Raw genomic sequence first — 18,913 nt, forward strand, 5'->3', positions numbered from 1 at the left:
ATTTCTTTTGGTATTTAGTTTGAAAGCTGGGCTGCTGCTTTATCAATGGCTACCGGGGTCGTATAGTGCACCACCTACAGCTGTGGCTGCCTTATTTGGAGCACTATTAACCAAGGTGGGGATATACGCATTATTTCGCTTCTTTACACTTATTTTTTACCACGAACCCGCTATTACGCATACGTTAATCGGAATAATGGCTGCTTTCACATTAATAGGCGGAAGTATTGGGGCCATTGCCTTTAACGATGTCCGTCAAGTTGTATCCTATAATGTGGTTATTTCTGTTGGATTTGTTTTGGTTGGATTGGCTGTTTGTACAACAGTGGCTCTACAAGGATCTATTTATTATTTGATTCATGACATGATCGTAAAAGCACTCCTTTTCTTAATAGCGGGTACCATGATTATGCTCACGGGTACAGCTAGAATTGAAAGTGAACGAATGAGTGGTCTTATTCGAAATTATCCTTTTTTAGGCTGGTTGTTTTTTATTGTGATGTTATCATTGGCAGGAATTCCTCCATTTAGCGGATTTATCGGAAAATTATTAATAGGGCAAGGTACAGTGGATTCAGGTGCATTTATTTTACTGGCGCTGGGCTTTATTTCAAGTTTATTTGTCCTTTATTCAATGCTTCGCATATTTATGAATTGCTTCTGGGGAGAAACGATCTTAAGTGAAGATGAAGAGATCCCGTTAAAAAAAAGATTGATTATTCCATGTGCCCTGCTTGCTGCTATGACTGCAGGATTAGGATTGGGTACAGAGACAATTGCTTCCTATGTGATGGATGCGGCAAACACCCTCATGAATCCAGCTGTTTATAATGAGGCAGTTTTAAATAATTGATTGTAAGTGAATGGAAGGAAGGTATATAAATGCCTGCGCAATTTATATTAAATCTGTTTATTGCTTTTTTATGGATGATTTTTCAAGATGAAGATGAATTAAGAATATCAACGTTTTTTGTTGGTTTTCTTGTAGGTATCGTGATTATATTTTTAATGCACCGTTTTTTTGGAGTCCGTTTTTATTTGTACAGATTCTATTCCATCATTCGTTTGGTTCTCCTTTTTATTTCGGAACTGTTCCAATCTGGTTTTATGGTTATGAAGCATATTTTAAGTCCAAAGATTGATTTAAAACCAGGGATATTCAGATATAAAACGGATTTAAAAGGCGAGTGGGAGGTATCAACACTTGCGTTGCTATTAACGCTAACGCCTGGATCGGTCGTGATGGAGGTTACGCCAGAAGGGAATGTGTTTTATATTCATGCGATGGATATTGAAAAATATAAAGGTGATTTATTGCGTTCATTAGGTAAGTTTGAAAAAGCCATTAAGGAGGTTACGCGCTAATGATCAATCTAATGCTTATTACAGCACTAACGTTATTTGGGGTGGCAATTCTTATTGCTCTTGTTCGAATTATTCTTGGTCCGTCATTGCCTGATCGAGTGATAGCGCTAGACATGATCGGGGTTAACCTTCTGTCTGGAATTGCTATCATATCTGTCTTGTATCAAACAAAGGCTTTTTTAGAAGCAATTCTTATCCTGGGAATTTTAACTTTTATCAGCACCATTGCCTTTTCAAAGTATCTGGAGAGAGGTGTTATAATTGAGCGAAAACGTAAGCGATGAGTTCATTGGTGCACTATTGATTTTGATTGGCAGTATCATAAGCGTCATTAGTGCGATCGGAATCATTCGTTTTCCTGATGTTTATAGTCGTTCCCATGCCGGAACGAAAAGTGCTACATTAGCTGTATTATTAACACTTACAGGCTGTTTTCTTTATTTTTGGTTTACAGAATCATTTATTAGTGTTCGTTTGCTTTTAGGAATTGTGTTTGTTTTTTTAACTGCACCAGTTTCCGGTCATTTAATTATTCGAGCTGCTTATAGGGCAAAAGTAAAGATGGCTGAAGTGACCGTAGAGGATGAGTTAAAGGAAGTTTTACATGAGGAAGATTACACGAACAGCCCCTAATATAAGTAAGAAAGGATTTCAGATATGGAAAACTTTAAACTAACCCCTTTATTAGATGTGATTGGTGAGCTATTTTCTGATGAAATTTCGATTGCTGTATCGAATACGAAAGAATATATTTATTATCGACCGAGTAAAAGAATTGATTTAAAGATACGCCCTGGCGATGCTGTTAAAGCAGGATCAATTGCACATAAAGCTTTCATTTCCCGTCAAAAAGAATCTGAATTTATTAACCGGGATGTTTTTGGCGTGCCATATCATGGGATGGCAGTTCCCTTTCATAATAACGGGAAAATCGAAGGATGTGTGACTGCGATTTACCCTGCTTTTACGGACGGTAAATCTGTTGTTACTCTGAAAACAGAGGACGGCTGGGTACCTGTCTCTTTTCATAAGGTGATGTATTTAGAAGTAAAGAATCGCAAGACGTATGTATATACGGAAGACCGATATGGAACACATAAAAATACCCTGCAGGAATTTGAATATACATTGCCGCGGGATTTATTCGTCCGCTGTCATCGGTCTTTTGTTGTGAATGTACACCATATAAGTGAAATCTATCCTGATACACACTCTACCTTTTTGCTCGCTATGAAGAATGGAAAATCCATTCCAGTGAGCCAAACCTATGCAAGCTATTTTCGTAAATTACTTGGGTTTTGAAGAAATTTGCTGTTTTACCCAATAGTTTCATGCATTTAATCCATTATTCTCTATTTCCCACAAAATTTCTCTGTTAATAATACTGATAAGTTACAATTGTCTTAACAATAATGACAGAGAGAGGAGATAGAGAAATGGATAATAAAAAAATTGATGAGCGCATTAAACATCCTCAGTTAAGAAAAAGTGTTACTTCTGCTAGAGATGCTGCTTCATGGATAAAGGACGGAATGACTTTGGGACTAAGCGGATTTACTCGTGCGGGTGATGTGAAAGCGGTTCCAATGGCATTAGTAGAGCGTGCAGGAACGGAAAAATTTAAAGTTAATGTATATACTGGTGCTTCGCTTGGCTCTGATATTGATAAATTGTTTGCTGAAGCAGGCATCATTCATAAGCGTCTCCCGTTTCAGGCAGATCGAACGATGAGGAAAAAGATGAATGAAGGTGAATTGTTATTTGTCGATCAACACCTATCACACACAGCCGAGTTCGTCAGGGGAGATGTCATTGAGCCTATTGATTACGCCATTTTGGAAGCGGTTTCTATTACGGAAGATGGTATGTTGATTCCAACTACATCTATTGGTAATTCATCAATATTTGCCGAAAAAGCCGAGTCCATTATTATTGAAATTAATATGGCGCAATCCCCATTGTTAGAGGGGATCCATGATATTTATTGTGCAGGAAAACAGGGGGAGCGTTCCCCAATTCCATTAATAAAAACGGATGATCGCATTGGTACAAAAGGGATACCTATCGATTTGAACAAGGTAAAAGGTATTGTCTTTACAAATCAATCAGACTCACCATCTACGATCGTCTCTCCTGATGAGGAGACGAAACAGATGGCAAATCATCTTCTCGCCTTTTTCCGCAGTGAAATAGAGGCTGGCAGATTAACAGAGCAGCTTGCACCATTGCAATCTGGGATTGGCTCAATAGCTAATGCGGTTCTTCATGGATTGATAGAATCTGAATTTGAAGATTTAGAGGTATATTCGGAGGTACTGCAGGATGCTGTTTTCGATCTCATCGATGCAGGAAAGGTGAATGTTGCTTCATGTTGTTCGATTACGTTGTCAGAAGAGAAAATGAAGCAGATATTTCAATCGTTTGAAAAATATCGAGATAAGTTAATCATGCGGCCACAAGAGATTTCAAATCATCCGGAAATTATTCGTCGGCTCGGATTGATTTCGATTAATACTGCACTGGAATTCGACATATACGGAAATGTCAATTCGACACATGTTTCCGGTACGAAAATGATGAATGGCATTGGAGGATCTGGTGATTTTGCCCGTAATGCACGTTTAGCTGTTTTTGTTACGAAATCGACAGCAAAAAATGGGGATATCTCAAGTATTGTTCCTTTTGCTTCGCATGTTGATCACACGGAACATGATGTAGATGTTGTTGTTACGGAGCAGGGATATGCAGATTTAAGAGGACTCGCACCAAGGGAGCGGGTACCGATGATTATTGAAAACTGTGCCCATCCAATGTACCGTGAGCAGCTATGGGATTATTATAGCCAAGCCCTTGAGCGGGGTGGGCAAACACCACATATACTTGAAAAGGCTTTATCATGGCACACCAATTTTGCAACATATGGAACAATGCTCGAAAAAGTGAAAAGCTAAATGGAAAAGGCGACTTCTGTTGGTGAAGAAGTTGCCTTTCATACTCGTTTCACAGTGATTTGTAAAAAAATAAGGAGCATAACATGAGTAATATTGTTACTACACCAGTGATGAACGGGAGGTAGTATTTTTGCGGAACCAGCTCGGATAAAGGGCGCCTGTCTCTGTCAGTCATTCTGCTGAAAACATGTTGAAAGCTGTAAAAAACGACATCAAAAAAACGACCTTTCATAACATAACCAAGCATGGATGAGAGAATCAGTATGGAACCAATGATAAAAGAAACATTTGTGTAGGACAGGAAATCGATTCGTTTGTAAAAGATGATAGAGAAGAGAAGGACTAGCAACTGGGAAACACCAATCCAAGTCCAAAGCTTTTTATACATGATAACAACTTCCTTTTAGAATTATTCGGGATGAGATATTTGTTTTGATTATTATAACATTAGGAAGGCTAAAAAAATCATGATAATGCAGATTTATTACCTCTCGTTATCTATTTTTTAATAATTATCTGTAAATAGTGGGATAGTTTAATAGAAAATTCATCCCCTCTCTATGAATGATAAATCTGGTAATTTATGGATGTTTTATAGGTCTAAAGGCTATAATTTCATGTATATTTTATGTGAAAAATCTAATGAAAATATTAATAAATCTGCCAATAAATTTAAAAAACATTTTACAATTTTTAATATTATTGTATAATTAATGGTGCAAATCTTTAAAAAATATAAAAGGGTGGTTTGGGAATGAAAAAGTCTAAAAATTTTCTCTTATTAGTAATTGCCTTGGCTGTGGCAATGATTATTTCCGCTTGCGGCTCTGGATCGGAATCCAGTGATGGCGAAGGCTCGGATTCAGGAGATACCGGTTCTTCAGAGAAGCAAATCTTTAATATGGTTGAAACAGCAGAAATACCGACTGGAGATCCTGCATTAGCGACGGACCAGGCAAGCTTCATCGTTTTTGGGCAGACGATAGAAGGGTTATATGTTTTAGATGAAAATGATAAGCCAGTTCCTGCAATTGCAGACGGGGAACCTGAAATTAGTGAAGATGGAAAGGAATATACATTTAAATTGCGTGAAGACGCAAAGTGGGATAATGGTGACCCTGTTACAGCCAATGACTTTGTTTATGCTTGGCAAAGAGCAGTAGATCCTGATACTGGATCAGAATATGCTTACATGTTCTCAGGAGTTATTGAAAATGCAGAAGCAATCATAAGTGGAGATAAGGATCCGGAAGAGCTAAGCGTTGAAGCTGTCGATGACTATACATTAAAGTTAACGCTGGAACAGCCGATTGAGTATTTGAACTCATTATTAGCATTTGGTACGTACCTTCCATTAAATGAGGAGTTTGTTGAAGAAAAAGGGGATAAATTCGGTACGAATAGTGACAACATGCTGGCAAACGGACCATTTAAATTAACAGAGTGGGACGGTTCCGGATTGGAATGGAAATATGTTAAAAATGATGCGTATTACGATAAAGAAAACGTAAGTTTAGATGAAGTGAATGTTCAAGTTGCGAAAAAACCAAGTACAGCAGTTAATTTATTTGAAACAGGTGAAGCTGATCGGACAGCGGCATTAAGTGCAGAATATGCTAAACAGTACAAAAACCATGAAAACGCTTCCAAATTTGAAGAGCTTTCTTCTTGGTATCTTAAATTTAACCAGGAGCGCGACGGGGAAGATACTCCGTTAGCAAATGAGAATATCCGTAAAGCATTAGCGATGGCTTTTGATAAAGAATCATTTACCGAAACAGTTCTATCAAATGGTTCCGTACCTAGTGATGGATACGTGCCAAAGGGATTAGCTAGCAACCCTGAAACCGACGAAGATTTCCGTGATGAAAGTGGCAGCTTAATATCAAAGGATGTCGAAAAAGCAAAGGAATATTGGGAAAAAGGACTTGAAGAGTTAGGCAAAGATAAAATTACGCTTGATTATTTAAGTGATGACACAGAAAATGCCAAGACAACAAGTGAATATTTCAAAAATCAGTTAGAATCGAATCTTGATGGTCTAACAATTGAATTGACAAATGTTCCATTTAAAGTACGTCTCGATAAAACAAGAAAACAAAATTATGATATTGTCATGCATGGTTGGGGACCGGATTACCTGGACCCGATGACTTTCTTGGATCTGTTTGTTACAGATGGAACAAATAATGAGACAAGTTACTCGAATAAAGAGTATGATCAGCTCATTGAGGACGCTAAAGAGAAATATGCAAACGATCCTGAGAAGCGCTGGGAAACGATGCTTGAAGCTGAAAAACTCTTAGTACAAGAGGACACAGTTGTTGCTCCTATTTACCAACGCGGTAGAATCACGCTTATCAAACCGAAAGTTAAAGGACTCGTAGAACATGCATTTGGGCCAGATTACACACTGAAAAATGTTACTATTGAAAAATAAATAGTTCATCAATAGGGAAAAAGAGGGTATGCATATACCCTCTTTTCCCCTGTTGAGTTATATTTAGAAAATTTTATTTATTAGCAATTAGGAGGAAACAGGATGGCGAAGTATATTGGTAAACGAATAATTTTTATGATTATTACGTTGTTTATTATATCTTCAGCAACATTTTTTTTAATGAAGTTTTTACCTGGTACCCCGTTTCAAAATGAAGAAAAGTTATCGGAAGATCAACGTGAAATTTTAAATGAGAAATATGGTTTGGATCAGCCGATTCCTGTTCAATATGCAAATTACATGGTAAATATTGCAAAGGGTGATCTGGGTGTATCCTTTCAGTTTGATAATCAGCCTGTAACAAACCTTTTAAAGAATCGCATGGGTCCTTCATTACAGCTTGGTTTTCAGGCAATGTTTATAGGGACAATCATCGGCATTCTACTCGGCGTTCTTGCTGCTATGTTTCAAAATACTTGGATTGATTATGGGAGTACATTTTTAGCTGTACTCGGGAAATCGATTCCTTCCTTTGTATTTGCAGCGGTTATGCAATATTATATCGGAGTTAAGCTAGAATTGTTGCCTGTTGCTTCTTGGGACGGTTTTACCTCTTCTATCATGCCTACCATCGCGCTGGCGATCTTTCCTATTGCAACTGCAGCCCGCTTTATGCGTACAGAACTGATCGAAGTATTGGGGTCAGATTATATTACACTGGCAAAAGCAAAAGGAAACTCAGGTATGGAAGTATCTTTCAAGCATGCTATCCGCAATGCGTTAATTCCGCTTATCACTGTTCTGGGGCCGATGGCTGTAGCTTTAATGACGGGTTCTATGGTTGTAGAGCAAATATTTGCGATACCAGGAATCGGAGAACAGTTTGTTAAATCCATTCAGACAAATGACTTTCCAATTATCATGGGAACAACGATATTTTTCGCATTTTTGCTAATGGTAATCATTTTAATCATTGATATACTTTATGGAATCATTGACCCAAGAATTCGGTTGACTGGAGGGGATAAAAAATGACAAACAGCGCTGAAAAAATACCAAAACATCAATTTGAACCTGCTCCAAAAACGAATTTAGAGAGTGAAAAAATTGAAAGGCCGCAAATTTCAGCTACAAAAGATGCATGGCTTCGAGTTCGCAAAAATAAAGGGGCATTAGTGAGTATCGCTGTTCTGTTATTTGTGATTGTAATGGCTATCATCGGTCCTTATCTATCCCCTCATGATGGTTACGAGCAAAACGTAACAAGAGCGAACCTTCCTCCAAGAGTCCCAGTTTTAGAGGATATGGGTATTTTTGACGGAAGCCATGAAGTTGGCGGCGTAGAAGAGAATAAATATAAAGATCTAAATATAGAGGAATATTATTGGTTCGGGACAGATAGTCTTGGCAGAGATCTGTTCACCCGAGTATGGCTTGGAACAAGAGTATCTTTATATATAGCAATTCTAGCAGCCGTTATTGATATGATTATTGGTGTTACTTATGGATTGATCTCCGGTTTTAAAGGTGGACAGGTTGATAACGTCATGCAGCGAATATTGGAAGTAATCTCTGGTATACCAAATTTAATCGTTGTTATTCTAATGCTCCTTATATTAAAACCAGGAATTCTATCGATTACAATAGCCATGGTTATTACTGGATGGATCGGAATGGCCAGGGTGGTACGTGGACAATCATTAAAATTGAAAGATCAGGAGTATATACTTGCCTCAAGAACACTTGGTTCCAGTAATGGTAGACTCCTGTTTAAGCATTTATTGCCAAATTTATCAGGAGTTATTATTATCAATACGATGTTTACTATTCCAAGCGCTATCTTTTTTGAAGCTTTCCTAAGCTTTATTGGAATTGGTTTGCAAGCCCCGGAGGCATCTCTAGGTACGCTAATTGAGGAAGGATACCAAACATTCCAATTTTTACCTCATTTAATGATCATACCGTGTATTGTTATCTGTATTATCTTAATAACGTTTAATTTAATTGGAGATGGGCTTCGCGATGCATTTGATCCTAAAATGCGCGATTAATAAGTGAGGTGAAAAACAATGAAAAAAATATTAGAAGTTGAAGATCTTCATATTTCATTCCATACATTTGCAGGTGAAGTACAGGCTATTCGTGGTGTCAACTTTGATTTATATGAAGGGGAGACACTCGCTATTGTAGGAGAATCTGGATCAGGTAAATCAGTAACAACCAAATCGATTATGCGTTTGTTGCCTCCCGGTAATTCAGAAATAAAATCGGGAAAAATCCTTTTTAAAGATAAAGATCTTGCTAAAGCAACAGAAAAACAAATGCAAAAAATACGAGGAAAAGATATTTCGATGATATTTCAGGATCCAATGACATCTTTAAATCCAACAATGACAATTGGGAAACAGATAATGGAACCACTTTTAAAACATCAAAAATTAAGTAAATCAAAAGCCAGAGAACGAGCGTTGAAGCTGTTGGATTTAGTAGGAATTCCAAAACCGGAAGTCCGTCTTAAACAATATCCACACCAATTTTCAGGTGGGATGAGGCAGCGTGTGGTTATTGCAATTGCACTTGCTTGTACTCCAAAAGTTTTAATTGCAGATGAACCTACTACAGCACTTGATGTTACGATACAAGGACAAATATTGGACTTGATGAAAGATTTGCAAAAACAAATTGAAACATCGATCATTTTTATTACACATGATTTAGGTGTTGTTGCAAATGTAGCGGACCGGGTGGCAGTCATGTATGGCGGGAAAATTGTGGAGGTTGGAACAGTGGATGAAATATTTTATAATCCAAAGCATCCATATACATGGGGATTAATTAGTTCGATGCCAAGTCTGGATACAGATGATGAAGAACTGTATGTAATCCCTGGGTCGCCCCCGGATTTGTTGAATCCACCTAAAGGTGATGCGTTTGCGCCAAGGAATCCTTATGCAATGAAAATAGATTTAGAGGAAGAACCGCCAATGTTTCAAGTTTCTGATACCCATTATGCTGCTACATGGTTACTCCACCCCGATGCTCCGAAAGTAGAGCCACCTGAAGCAGTTAAGGAGCGAATGGATAAATTCAGGGAGAAAGCCGCTGGTTCGATAAAGGAGGGAAAGTAGCATGGTGGAAGAAGAGAAGCTATTAGAGGTAAAAAACCTCAAGCAGTATTTTAATGTTGGAAAAACGAAAGAAGTTAGAGCTGTTGATGGCTTAACTTTTGATATATATAAAGGAGAAACACTGGGGCTTGTTGGTGAATCTGGCTGCGGAAAATCAACCACAGGAAGGTCCATCATACGCTTATATGAAGCAACGGATGGTGAAGTCTTATATCAAGGTAAAAATGTTCATGGGAAAAAATCCAAAGCCGAAATAAAAGCATTTAATCGAAAAATGCAGATGATTTTCCAAGACCCTTATGCATCATTGAATCCAAGGATGAAGGTGTCTCAAATTATTGCGGAGGGCATTGATATTCATGGACTCGCAAAATCAAAAAAAGATCGTATGGAAAAGGTCTGCTCTCTTTTGGAAACAGTAGGATTAAATCGTGAACATGCAAATCGTTATCCACACGAATTTTCCGGCGGTCAAAGACAAAGGATTGGTATTGCAAGGGCACTTGCAGTCGATCCTGAATTTATCATTGCGGATGAGCCAATATCAGCTTTAGATGTATCTATTCAAGCGCAGGTGGTTAATCTGCTGAAAAAACTGCAAGAAGAAAAGGATTTAACCTATTTATTCATTGCGCATGATTTATCGATGGTTAAATATATAAGCGATAGAATCGGTGTCATGTTTGCTGGTAAGTTAATGGAGCTTGCTCCTTCTGAAGATTTGTACCGCAGTCCGATGCATCCATATACGAAGTCACTGCTTTCTGCCATTCCGCTGCCGGACCCTGACTATGAAAGGTCACGTATCCGAATAGCATATGATCCGAGTCAACATCATTATGATGAAAAGGAAGAAGTGAAGATGCGGGAAGTAGCTCCAGCACATTATGTTTATTGTTCTGAAGAGGAATTTGAAAAATATAAAAAGAACTACAACAGTAAAGAGAAAGTATGAAATAGAAACGGATAGCTGCATGAATAGCTATCCGTTTTAAACATTTCAATATGAAAAACAGGTCCATTTTTTAATCTATTCCATCATTTCAGCGAGTATTTCATAAGAACGTAAACGATCTTTTTGATGGAAAATTTGCGAGTTGATAATTACTTCATCTGCACGTGTTTCCTCTATAAAATCTTGCAACCCTTTTTTGACAGTTTCAGGATCACCCACGATGGTTGACCTTGCGTTTAATGACTTTTCAACAGTAGCTCGTTCTTCAGCAGACCATACCTCATCAATATGATCGATTGGGGGTTTTAATTGCGTTGGTTCTCCTCTGCGCAAACTCAAAAATTGTTGTTGATGCGATGTAGCTAACCAATGTGCTCTTTCGTTCGTATCTGCTGCGATGACATTCACACCAACCATCGCGTATGGCTTATCTAAGGTTTCGGATGATTTGAAATGATCGCGATATAAATTTAATGCTGGAATCGTATTTTTAGGTGCGAAGTGGCTAGCAAAGGAAAAAGGCAACCCTTTTTGTGCTGCCAGTTGAGCACTAAAACCACTAGATCCAAGCAGCCATATAGGTATTTGAAGTCCCTCCCCAGGAACAGCTCTGACATGTGTTATCGGTTTTTCAGAGAAATAATCCTCCAGTTCATTTACCTGCATAGGGAACTCTTCCGGGCTGGAATTTAATGTACGTCTTAAAGCGTAGGCTGTGGCTTGATCTGTTCCAGGAGCTCTCCCTAAGCCAAGATCAATACGTCCAGGGTATAAGGATTCAAGCGTTCCAAATTGTTCAGCGATAACAAGTGTTGCGTGGTTCGGCAGCATGATTCCTCCTGAACCAACACGTATGCGATTTGTAGCGCCTGCGATATGCCCAATTAATACGGAAGTAGCTGAACTCGCTATGCCTGGCATATTATGGTGCTCAGCGAGCCAAAAGCGGTTAAAGCCCCATTTTTCGACATGTTGTGCCAATTCGGCACTATTCTGAAAGGATTGTTTTGGATTGCTACCTTCATTAATTGGTGCAAGATCCAGAACAGATAATGGAACGGATTGGAACGTTTTATGTTTAATAGAAGACACTAGATTCACTCCTTTATTATCATTCTCTATGAAGAAATGATACGGTGTTTTTAGGAGTGCGTCCAGTATTCGGCTTTCGTCTATATATCAATTTGCATTTTGTATGACATGTTTATAATCTCTTCCTACTGTATGAACAGCATGAATAAAATGGATAAATATAAATATAATATTTATAAATATAACCATGCCGAGCAAACCAGTTTGGTAAAGTTTTTCAAAGGAAAAGACAGTATATCCAGCTAAGATAGCGGAAATACAAAGTGAAAGATAACTTCGTTTATTTTTCAAAACATTATAGTTTAAAGTCCCTTTATTATCAATGATGGTTACTAGAGAAATAGTGAATAGATTTATACTCATTCCTACCCAAACAGGATGTGTGTTTAAATAAAATTCCGTTACATGCCATCCACCGAAATGGTACCAAAGTAATCCAGAAATAGAACCGCTAAATAAGGAAATTAGTGCTGCTCTTTTTGTTACAATTGGCCAGAATAATGCAGCTGCAACGGGCGCAAATGTTGCGGAATTTCTGGTTACCCAAGCAAATACATTCCACCATGCAGATTGTTCAGACCGCAAAAAGGCAAATACGATCATTAATAGTGTTAATATGACTAACGACCAGCGTGTATAGTTAATAAGCTGTTTTTCCGTAGCCTTTGGATTAATAGCACTCCCAACATCCTTACCCAAACTTGTTGCACCAGAAAATTGACAAGGTGCTCCCCAGCTTAATGCGGCTGCCCAAAATCCAAGAAAAAATAAACCGACAAGCGGGGCGGGTAATGTGTCCATCAAGTAAAGCGGCACTGCAATAAGTCCGAGGCTCTTTCCTGGTAATACTGCTGCTGCGGCAAGTCCAAACACAACAGCTCCTATAATAAGTGGAATTCCTATTAGAGCAGCGTAAATTAATCCTTTTTGCCCTTCTTTTTCTGTTTTACAAGATAGAGCCATTTGAAAGGCAGCTTGCGCAAGTAGTACGTTGACTAAAAACGTTCCAAACCATGCAATAATTGTTTGCATTCCAATGTTTGTCCATGAAGCAAGCTCCGGCTTTTGAGTAAATAACTCCTGAATTCCATCAATGCCTGGATTAATAAAGAAAGCAATTGTTCCAATAATAAGCATGATAAAAAATACGATGACATTGCTTAGTTGTGTAAAACCAATGGACCACATTCCGCCAAATTGCAGATAGATAAGTAATAGTACAGCCGTTATAGCAACCGATCCGACGAGAGGCATGCCAGTAAAAACACTCATGGCTGATGCAAATGCTAAGGCTGTAGCAACTGACCACATTGGAAATGTAAAAGCTGTAATGGCTCCTGAAAAAGCCCTTATTTTTTCCCCATAGTGGTCACCAATCAATCCTGAAATTGTTATAAGCGCTTTTTTTCGAAATGGTCCAATGAGTACAAAAGCAATAATTAAAATGTGAATGGTTTCCGCAACTCCATACCAGACAGCTGAAATACCAGTTAGATAGCTCAGTTCAATAATAGCTATAAAAGAGGACCCTGAGAAGAGTCCGGTGATACAGACCATGACGAACAGTGTTCCGAAGTTTCTGCCACCTATAAAAAAGCCGGATGCTTTTTTAGCTCTTCTTTTTGCAATTTGCCCAGCAAATAGTAAAAAGCATGTATATGCCAGAGCCAATCCCATAAACCAATAACCTACCGTAGTCATGAAGATCACACGCTCCTTCCTTTTTTATTACAACTATAAACCTATTAGTCCAATAAACACACTGTGTTTAAAATGAATACTAAAATAAAAACCCCCTTCCTAAAGGAAGAGGATTGGCTCTCCCTTATCTGTCAGACAAAGAACGTCTGTTGGATTTGGCACCTTATTAGGTAAACAGGTTGCCGCAGGATCAAAGGACCAAACTCCTCCCCTGGCTCTTGATAAGGAAATATCGTTTTTATGAAATTATTATTCATTGTAAGAATTAATTCCATAATTGTCAAATTAATTTAAATTTTACTAAAAACATACCAGATGATAGAGATAAAAGTGTTCCTTTAAAGCGTGTTTGCATGTATGGGGAATTTCCAGTAAAATGGGGGAGGTAAGAAGTGCTATCTTTGAAAAGAGGGTATCAATATGGATAAAACATCTATCTATGGATTAACATATAATCAACTGAAAGATTGGCTTGTGGAGCACGGCCAAAAGAGATTTCGAGCGCAGCAGGTCTGGAACTGGCTTTACAAAAAGCGTGTGAAAAACTTTGCGGATATGACAAACGTCAATACAGATTGTTTAGAATTGTTAGAAGAACACTTTGTTCTTCACACGCTAGGTGAGGAAATTAAGCAGGAGTCATCCGACGGTACAATTAAATTTCTGTTCAGACTGCAAGATGGAAACTTAATTGAAACAGTTTTAATGCGTTTTAATTATGGTTTATCGGTTTGTGTGACAACACAAGTAGGCTGCAATATTGGATGTTCGTTTTGTGCAAGTGGTTTATTAAAGAAAAGCCGTGATTTAAACAGTGGTGAAATTGTCGAACAGATAATGAATGTACAGGCCCACCTCGATGCGAAAGGAGAAGGTGAGCGTGTCAGTCATATTGTTGTGATGGGAATAGGTGAACCATTTGATAATTTCAATAATCTAATGAATTTTCTATATGTCGTCAACGATGATAAAGGACTAAACATCGGAGCGCGTCATATAACCGTTTCAACAAGTGGTCTTGCTCATAAAATTTATGAATTTGCGGATACTGGTATTCAAGTTAATCTAGCTATCTCGATTCATGCACCAAATGATGAACTCAGGACACAAATTATGAAAATTAACAAAGCATTTCCGATTGAAAAGCTGATGGAATCCGTAGACTATTATTTAGAAAAGACAAATAGACGAATCACGTATGAATACATTATGCTAAAAGGTGTAAATGATCATAAAAAAGAGGCGATGCAGCTTGCGAAATTGTTAAGGAATCATCGTCATTTAGCTTATGTTAACTTAATCCCATATAATTCAGTGGATGAACATGATCAATATCAGCGCAGTGATTCACAGTCGATCCAAACATTCTTTGAAACATTGAAGGAACAGGGTATTCATTGTGGTGTTCGCTGGGAAAACGGTGCAGATATCGATGCAGCTTGTGGGCAATTGAGAAGTAAACAAATAAAGAAAAAGAACATTGTATAAAAAAGTGTATCTGAATGATAGATACGCTTTTTTTTGGCTTTATTCACGAAAAGGGGAGACAGTGATATAAAAAGAGGAATATAATTTGCTGGAAAATGGATCATTTTAAAAGGTTTTAAGATGCTTTTAAAAATAAAAGTATAGTATAAGTCTCAAATTACTATAAACGTCCACATACTTGCTTATTTTTATTTTTCAAGTGAATAGTCGTATTATTGCTATGATTATTTCGATATCAACTGTCATCTTCAACGAATTGTTCCTAGAGTGAAAACAGTAATTTTATATAAAACATAAAGTACACAATAAAGTATACAAGTAAACAAAAAGAACACAACAAGAATACAAAACCGTTTTCTTGTAAACAAATACGTGTACATAGCGTCTTGTTAGTGTGTGCAAAAAGTGTACATGAATACTTCATTGTACACGATGAATGATTGATTGATTATTAGACGTATATAAACTATTATTAATAGAGTAGTATTTAAATAAGAAAGGAGAATGAATGTTTATGACAAAATCAAGAATTGCTTCGGTAGATGTTGGAAATGATGCGTTGAAAGCAAATTTCGGTAAACTGGAAAGCAATTTTTATCTGCCCAATGTCATTGCACGAGATATGGAAGATCGTCCTGTTATTGGGATTGAAGATTTAGATGAAAAAGAAGTGCTAGATAATATACATATCCGTGTCCATTCACCAGCGCTGGAAGAAAATAATGCTGTTTATCGTGTGGGTAATCTAGCAACAAAAACGAGTAATTCAACAGAGCTAGATCCTGGCAGTAGTAAATCAGAAGAAGATCAAACATTAATTATGCTATTTGCATCTGTTGCACTAGATGCTGTTAGCAGCGGAGCTTTTAATCCAACACAAAATAATGTAGTTGAAGCAACTTATACACTAGGTACAGGTTTGCCACTAAGAGAAGTAAAAGAGGGGAAGGATGTTGGTTATCGTTCCCAATTACTAGGCTCTGTTCATCAAGTAGAGTTTTTAGTAACCCCTAAATATCAAGGGATGAAAGTAAATATTAAATTTGATGAAGTGAAAGTATATCCCGAAGGTTTTGCTGCTTATGTCAATTTAATTATGGATGACAATTTGAAGGTGATTAATAAAGATCTCATCGATAAACAAATATTGATTCAGGATATTGGTGGTCTCTCCACAGATATTGCTGTTATTCGTAATCGAAATGTAGATGATGATAAAGCACAAGGTTTTAACCTTGGTGTTGCAGAGTCGTTAGAAGCTATTCGTGAAGAAATCCGAATTCAACATGGGGTAGAACTTGACAGTCGCCGTGATGTTGTTGATATTATTACACGTAAAAACAATCGTCACCATATTATGGTGAAGGGGAGCAGAACGAGCGTTCATAATATTACGGACCATATCTTATTAGAGCTTGCAAAAAAGGAATATCGTTACTTAAGAAATGTATGGCAAAAAAACTCGCAATCTGAAATTTGTTATTTTGTCGGCGGCGGGTCAGCGGTATTAAAAGATTACCTGAAAGCTCTAAACAATAAGTTGGACGGATTTAATATTGAGTTTTTTGAAGACGAAAATGAAAGTATTTGGATGATGGCAAATGCTTATTATAAGTTAATAACTGATTTTATTAGAAAATCATCCAAAGAAAATGCTGAAAAAGAAGAAAAAGCCGTAACATCTTCAAAAGAAAAATAGGGTGAGAAAATGCGTGAGTCAAGAAAGAGTATTGAACGGGGACAGTCCATTACATTTCGTGTCCCTTCCGATACTCCTGATTACCTTTTAAAACAATTACAAAGGCTTAAAGACACTGCACGACGAAACTTTTCCAGTGAGATAGCTCAGTTCGTTTTGAAAGGGGTTAATGAAACCTACGCGAAGCAAAAAGAAACTATCACGATCCCTTTACCTAAACAACTGACAAAAGAGCAGAAAAACTGGCTGAAACATGAACATTCGGAAGCATTAATCGGGAGTATTTTATACCAATTGATTAATGATCCGATTCGTGCTACATCCCTTTTAGCTTCATTGAATAGTAATGCGGTCGATATTGATGAAGCATTATATTTACAAGAGGAAGTATCAGCTACGAAAGAAGAGCCTTTGGCAGAACCTGAGGTAAAAAATGAAACCAATCAACCACAGATAAATGACGATGATTTACTTGATGTAGATCTATCCCATTTACAAGAGGATATTCACGACCAAACGATGGTGGACGGGGAAGTTGAAGAGGAAGAAGATGATGATCCATTAAGTGACTTTTTCTCCAGTATGAATAAATGAAGAACATGCTGCTCCTGCATTGGGTGGCATGTTTTTTGTATATTCACTTTCCTTTGACACAAACTAGCAATAGGTTATCTTAAAGACCTGCGGTAGTATGTCAAAAGAAAAATAAATAACTATCTGATTATCAAGGTGCAATTCACTTAAAAAAAGCAACACGAAGCTAAACCAGCAAGAAAACAGAAAATTCACTGGTAATCTGTTAAAGGATTTAGAAGCTAATTATGCTTCATTTATTACGCTCCTTTTTGGCGTGTAAATTTGGTTTTTGCGTAGTAGCGCATCTACCAAACGCACAAATTTTCTTGCTGTTAAGACGAGGGCTCTTTTATGTTGATGCTTTGGTACTTCTCTGTATTTCTTTGCGTAATAGTCACTGTATTCAGGAATCTGCCTTCTTACCGAGTTGGCGGCTTCAACTAAGTAATATCGGAGATACTGATTACCGTTACGCGACAAAGATGTGTTATCTGCAGTAAAGCGACCTGATTGGTGTTTTCGCCAATACAATCCAGCATACTTGGCGATTTTCTCTTCGTTTTCAAATCGTTCGATTTGGCCAATTTCAGCGATAATTCCAGCTACAAATACCGGGCCAACGCCAGGTATCGATTGTAAAACTTGGGGCATGCCTTTCATAATTCGCTTAATGGTTTTATCAAGTTCCTTGATTTGTTTGTCAAAAGTGCGAATTAAGGTGATAGACGTGGCAAGAATCGCATCAATAGAATCTTCCACACCTTGTCTAATCTATAAGACGAACGCGCAGCTTTTTGAATTGATTTGGCTACTTGTTCAGCATCTGGGGAACGATTCTTGCCCTTGACACGTAGATAATCAGCCAATTCTTCTAAGTCCATTTGGGATAGTTCTTCTAAACTATAGCTTTCTTGAAAGAAAACCAACATGGCCTTACCAAACACAGAGGACGTCACATCTTCTGTAAAGGTATTACATTTATAGCTTAAATATTGAAGAAAGCGTTGCTTTTCCTGTGTAATTTGCCTAATGATTTGATAACGTGCCCGTGTTAACTGCTGAAGAGCAACATACTGTTCTTCTTTTACAACAGACATAGGCAGGCGTCCAAAACGCATATAATCGGCGATGACGAAGGCATCGTTTTCATCACTTAATGTGGTGGCGCCAGGTAAATCGTTATTTACGGTGAAGGAATTTATTTGATCTCCTTCTCCATTTAAAAAGCAAACCTTGATATCAAAAGAATTAACATCTAAACCAACAAATAATTTCATAGGGTTCAACACTCCTTTCGATTTAGAATCATTGGAACCAAGTTTCTTGGACGCTCTGAGATATCCCTAGTGTGAACGCTGATCAGCAGCCTCGTATATGAGTACTAACCTTGCATTGAAAGCCGCCCTAGAGCTACTAACATCTAGGTTCAAAAATCAAGGTGCACAGCCTGCGTGTAGGAAGACCAAGGCGCACACTGGGAAACAGTCTTTTTATGCGGTTCAATCCGCAAGGGGGAAA

Annotated in this window: 17 protein-coding genes, 1 pseudogene and 1 riboswitch; of the genes and pseudogenes, 14 read left to right on the top strand and 4 right to left on the bottom strand. The window is 37.7% G+C overall.

Going from position 1 to position 18,913, the window contains the following annotated elements:
* From GZ63_RS0111825 to GZ63_RS0111850, 6 genes are all read left to right on the top strand, one after another.
* A partial coding sequence (locus tag GZ63_RS0111825) for a proton-conducting transporter transmembrane domain-containing protein (protein ID WP_029269804.1) occupies positions 1-853 on the top strand: 853 nt, incomplete at its 5' end.
* 29 nt (positions 854-882) lie between these two features.
* Positions 883-1,365, top strand: coding sequence for a Na+/H+ antiporter subunit E (locus GZ63_RS0111830; protein ID WP_029269806.1), 483 nt, complete (start codon positions 883-885; stop codon positions 1,363-1,365).
* Positions 1,365-1,649 (top strand): Na(+)/H(+) antiporter subunit F1, encoded by a 285-nt coding sequence (locus tag GZ63_RS0111835; RefSeq protein ID WP_029269808.1) that lies wholly within the window; start codon positions 1,365-1,367, stop codon positions 1,647-1,649. The genes GZ63_RS0111830 and GZ63_RS0111835 overlap by 1 nt, the downstream gene beginning before the upstream one ends.
* Positions 1,627-1,998, top strand: a complete 372-nt coding sequence (locus GZ63_RS0111840; RefSeq protein ID WP_029269810.1) for a Na+/H+ antiporter subunit G — start codon at positions 1,627-1,629, stop codon at positions 1,996-1,998. Before GZ63_RS0111835 ends, GZ63_RS0111840 begins: the two co-directional genes overlap by 23 nt.
* A gap of 24 nt (positions 1,999-2,022) precedes the next feature.
* Positions 2,023-2,667, top strand: a complete 645-nt coding sequence (locus GZ63_RS0111845; RefSeq protein WP_029269812.1) for a LytTR family DNA-binding domain-containing protein — start codon at positions 2,023-2,025, stop codon at positions 2,665-2,667.
* A 134-nt stretch (positions 2,668-2,801) separates the two neighbouring features.
* A complete protein-coding gene (locus GZ63_RS0111850; RefSeq protein WP_029269814.1) occupies positions 2,802-4,316 on the top strand; it encodes an acetyl-CoA hydrolase/transferase family protein in 1,515 nt (504 codons plus the stop codon).
* A gap of 49 nt (positions 4,317-4,365) precedes the next feature.
* Here GZ63_RS0111850 and GZ63_RS18845 read toward each other — a convergent pair whose 3' ends face one another.
* Positions 4,366-4,704: a DUF3899 domain-containing protein gene (locus tag GZ63_RS18845; RefSeq protein WP_084179252.1), complete on the bottom strand. Its 339-nt coding sequence runs from the start codon at positions 4,702-4,704 to the stop codon at positions 4,366-4,368.
* A 366-nt stretch (positions 4,705-5,070) separates the two neighbouring features.
* Here GZ63_RS18845 and GZ63_RS0111855 point away from each other — a divergent pair, with 366 nt between their 5' ends.
* The 5 genes from GZ63_RS0111855 to GZ63_RS0111875 all read left to right on the top strand — a co-directional run bounded on the left by GZ63_RS0111855 (position 5,071) and on the right by GZ63_RS0111875 (position 10,839).
* Positions 5,071-6,756, top strand: a complete 1,686-nt coding sequence (locus tag GZ63_RS0111855; protein WP_029269815.1) for a peptide ABC transporter substrate-binding protein — start codon at positions 5,071-5,073, stop codon at positions 6,754-6,756.
* A 102-nt stretch (positions 6,757-6,858) separates the two neighbouring features.
* Entirely contained in the window at positions 6,859-7,791 is a 933-nt protein-coding gene (opp3b, locus tag GZ63_RS0111860) for an oligopeptide ABC transporter permease (protein WP_029269817.1), read from the top strand.
* Entirely contained in the window at positions 7,788-8,807 is a 1,020-nt protein-coding gene (opp3C, locus tag GZ63_RS0111865; protein WP_029269819.1) for an oligopeptide ABC transporter permease, read from the top strand. Before opp3b ends, opp3C begins: the two co-directional genes overlap by 4 nt.
* An 18-nt stretch (positions 8,808-8,825) precedes the next feature.
* Complete coding sequence (locus tag GZ63_RS0111870) at positions 8,826-9,884, top strand: ABC transporter ATP-binding protein (protein WP_029269821.1); 1,059 nt, start codon at positions 8,826-8,828, stop codon at positions 9,882-9,884.
* Position 9,885: 1 nt separating this feature from the next.
* Positions 9,886-10,839, top strand: a complete 954-nt coding sequence (locus GZ63_RS0111875) for an ABC transporter ATP-binding protein (RefSeq protein WP_029269823.1) — start codon at positions 9,886-9,888, stop codon at positions 10,837-10,839.
* A gap of 75 nt (positions 10,840-10,914) precedes the next feature.
* Here GZ63_RS0111875 and GZ63_RS0111880 read toward each other — a convergent pair whose 3' ends face one another.
* Together GZ63_RS0111880 and GZ63_RS0111885 are read right to left on the bottom strand one after the other, a co-directional pair.
* Positions 10,915-11,931 carry an LLM class flavin-dependent oxidoreductase gene (locus GZ63_RS0111880; protein WP_029269825.1) on the bottom strand — a complete coding sequence of 339 codons (1,017 nt, stop codon included), beginning with the start codon at positions 11,929-11,931 and terminating at the stop codon, positions 10,915-10,917.
* Between the two features lie 87 nt (positions 11,932-12,018).
* On the bottom strand, positions 12,019-13,632 hold the full coding sequence (locus GZ63_RS0111885) for a sodium:solute symporter family protein (RefSeq protein ID WP_029269827.1): 1,614 nt from the start codon (positions 13,630-13,632) through the stop codon (positions 12,019-12,021).
* 121 nt (positions 13,633-13,753) lie between these two features.
* A riboswitch (SAM riboswitch) is annotated at positions 13,754-13,860 on the bottom strand.
* Positions 13,861-14,052: 192 nt separating this feature from the next.
* Here GZ63_RS0111885 and rlmN point away from each other — a divergent pair.
* The 3 genes from rlmN to GZ63_RS0111900 all read left to right on the top strand — a co-directional run bounded on the left by rlmN (position 14,053) and on the right by GZ63_RS0111900 (position 17,413).
* Positions 14,053-15,120, top strand: coding sequence for a 23S rRNA (adenine(2503)-C(2))-methyltransferase RlmN (gene rlmN, locus GZ63_RS0111890; protein WP_029269829.1), 1,068 nt, complete (start codon positions 14,053-14,055; stop codon positions 15,118-15,120).
* 514 nt (positions 15,121-15,634) lie between these two features.
* Positions 15,635-16,819, top strand: a complete 1,185-nt coding sequence (locus tag GZ63_RS0111895) for a ParM/StbA family protein (protein WP_029269831.1) — start codon at positions 15,635-15,637, stop codon at positions 16,817-16,819.
* 9 nt (positions 16,820-16,828) lie between these two features.
* Positions 16,829-17,413 carry a hypothetical protein gene (locus GZ63_RS0111900; protein WP_029269833.1) on the top strand — a complete coding sequence of 195 codons (585 nt, stop codon included), beginning with the start codon at positions 16,829-16,831 and terminating at the stop codon, positions 17,411-17,413.
* Between the two features lie 225 nt (positions 17,414-17,638).
* Here GZ63_RS0111900 and GZ63_RS16760 read toward each other — a convergent pair.
* A pseudogene (locus GZ63_RS16760) lies at positions 17,639-18,672 on the bottom strand (IS110 family RNA-guided transposase).
* Positions 18,673-18,913: the final 241 nt, after the last annotated feature.

It is taken from the genome of Virgibacillus alimentarius (assembly GCF_000709085.1).
Taxonomy (GTDB): Bacteria; Bacillota; Bacilli; order Bacillales; family Amphibacillaceae; genus Virgibacillus_B; species Virgibacillus_B alimentarius.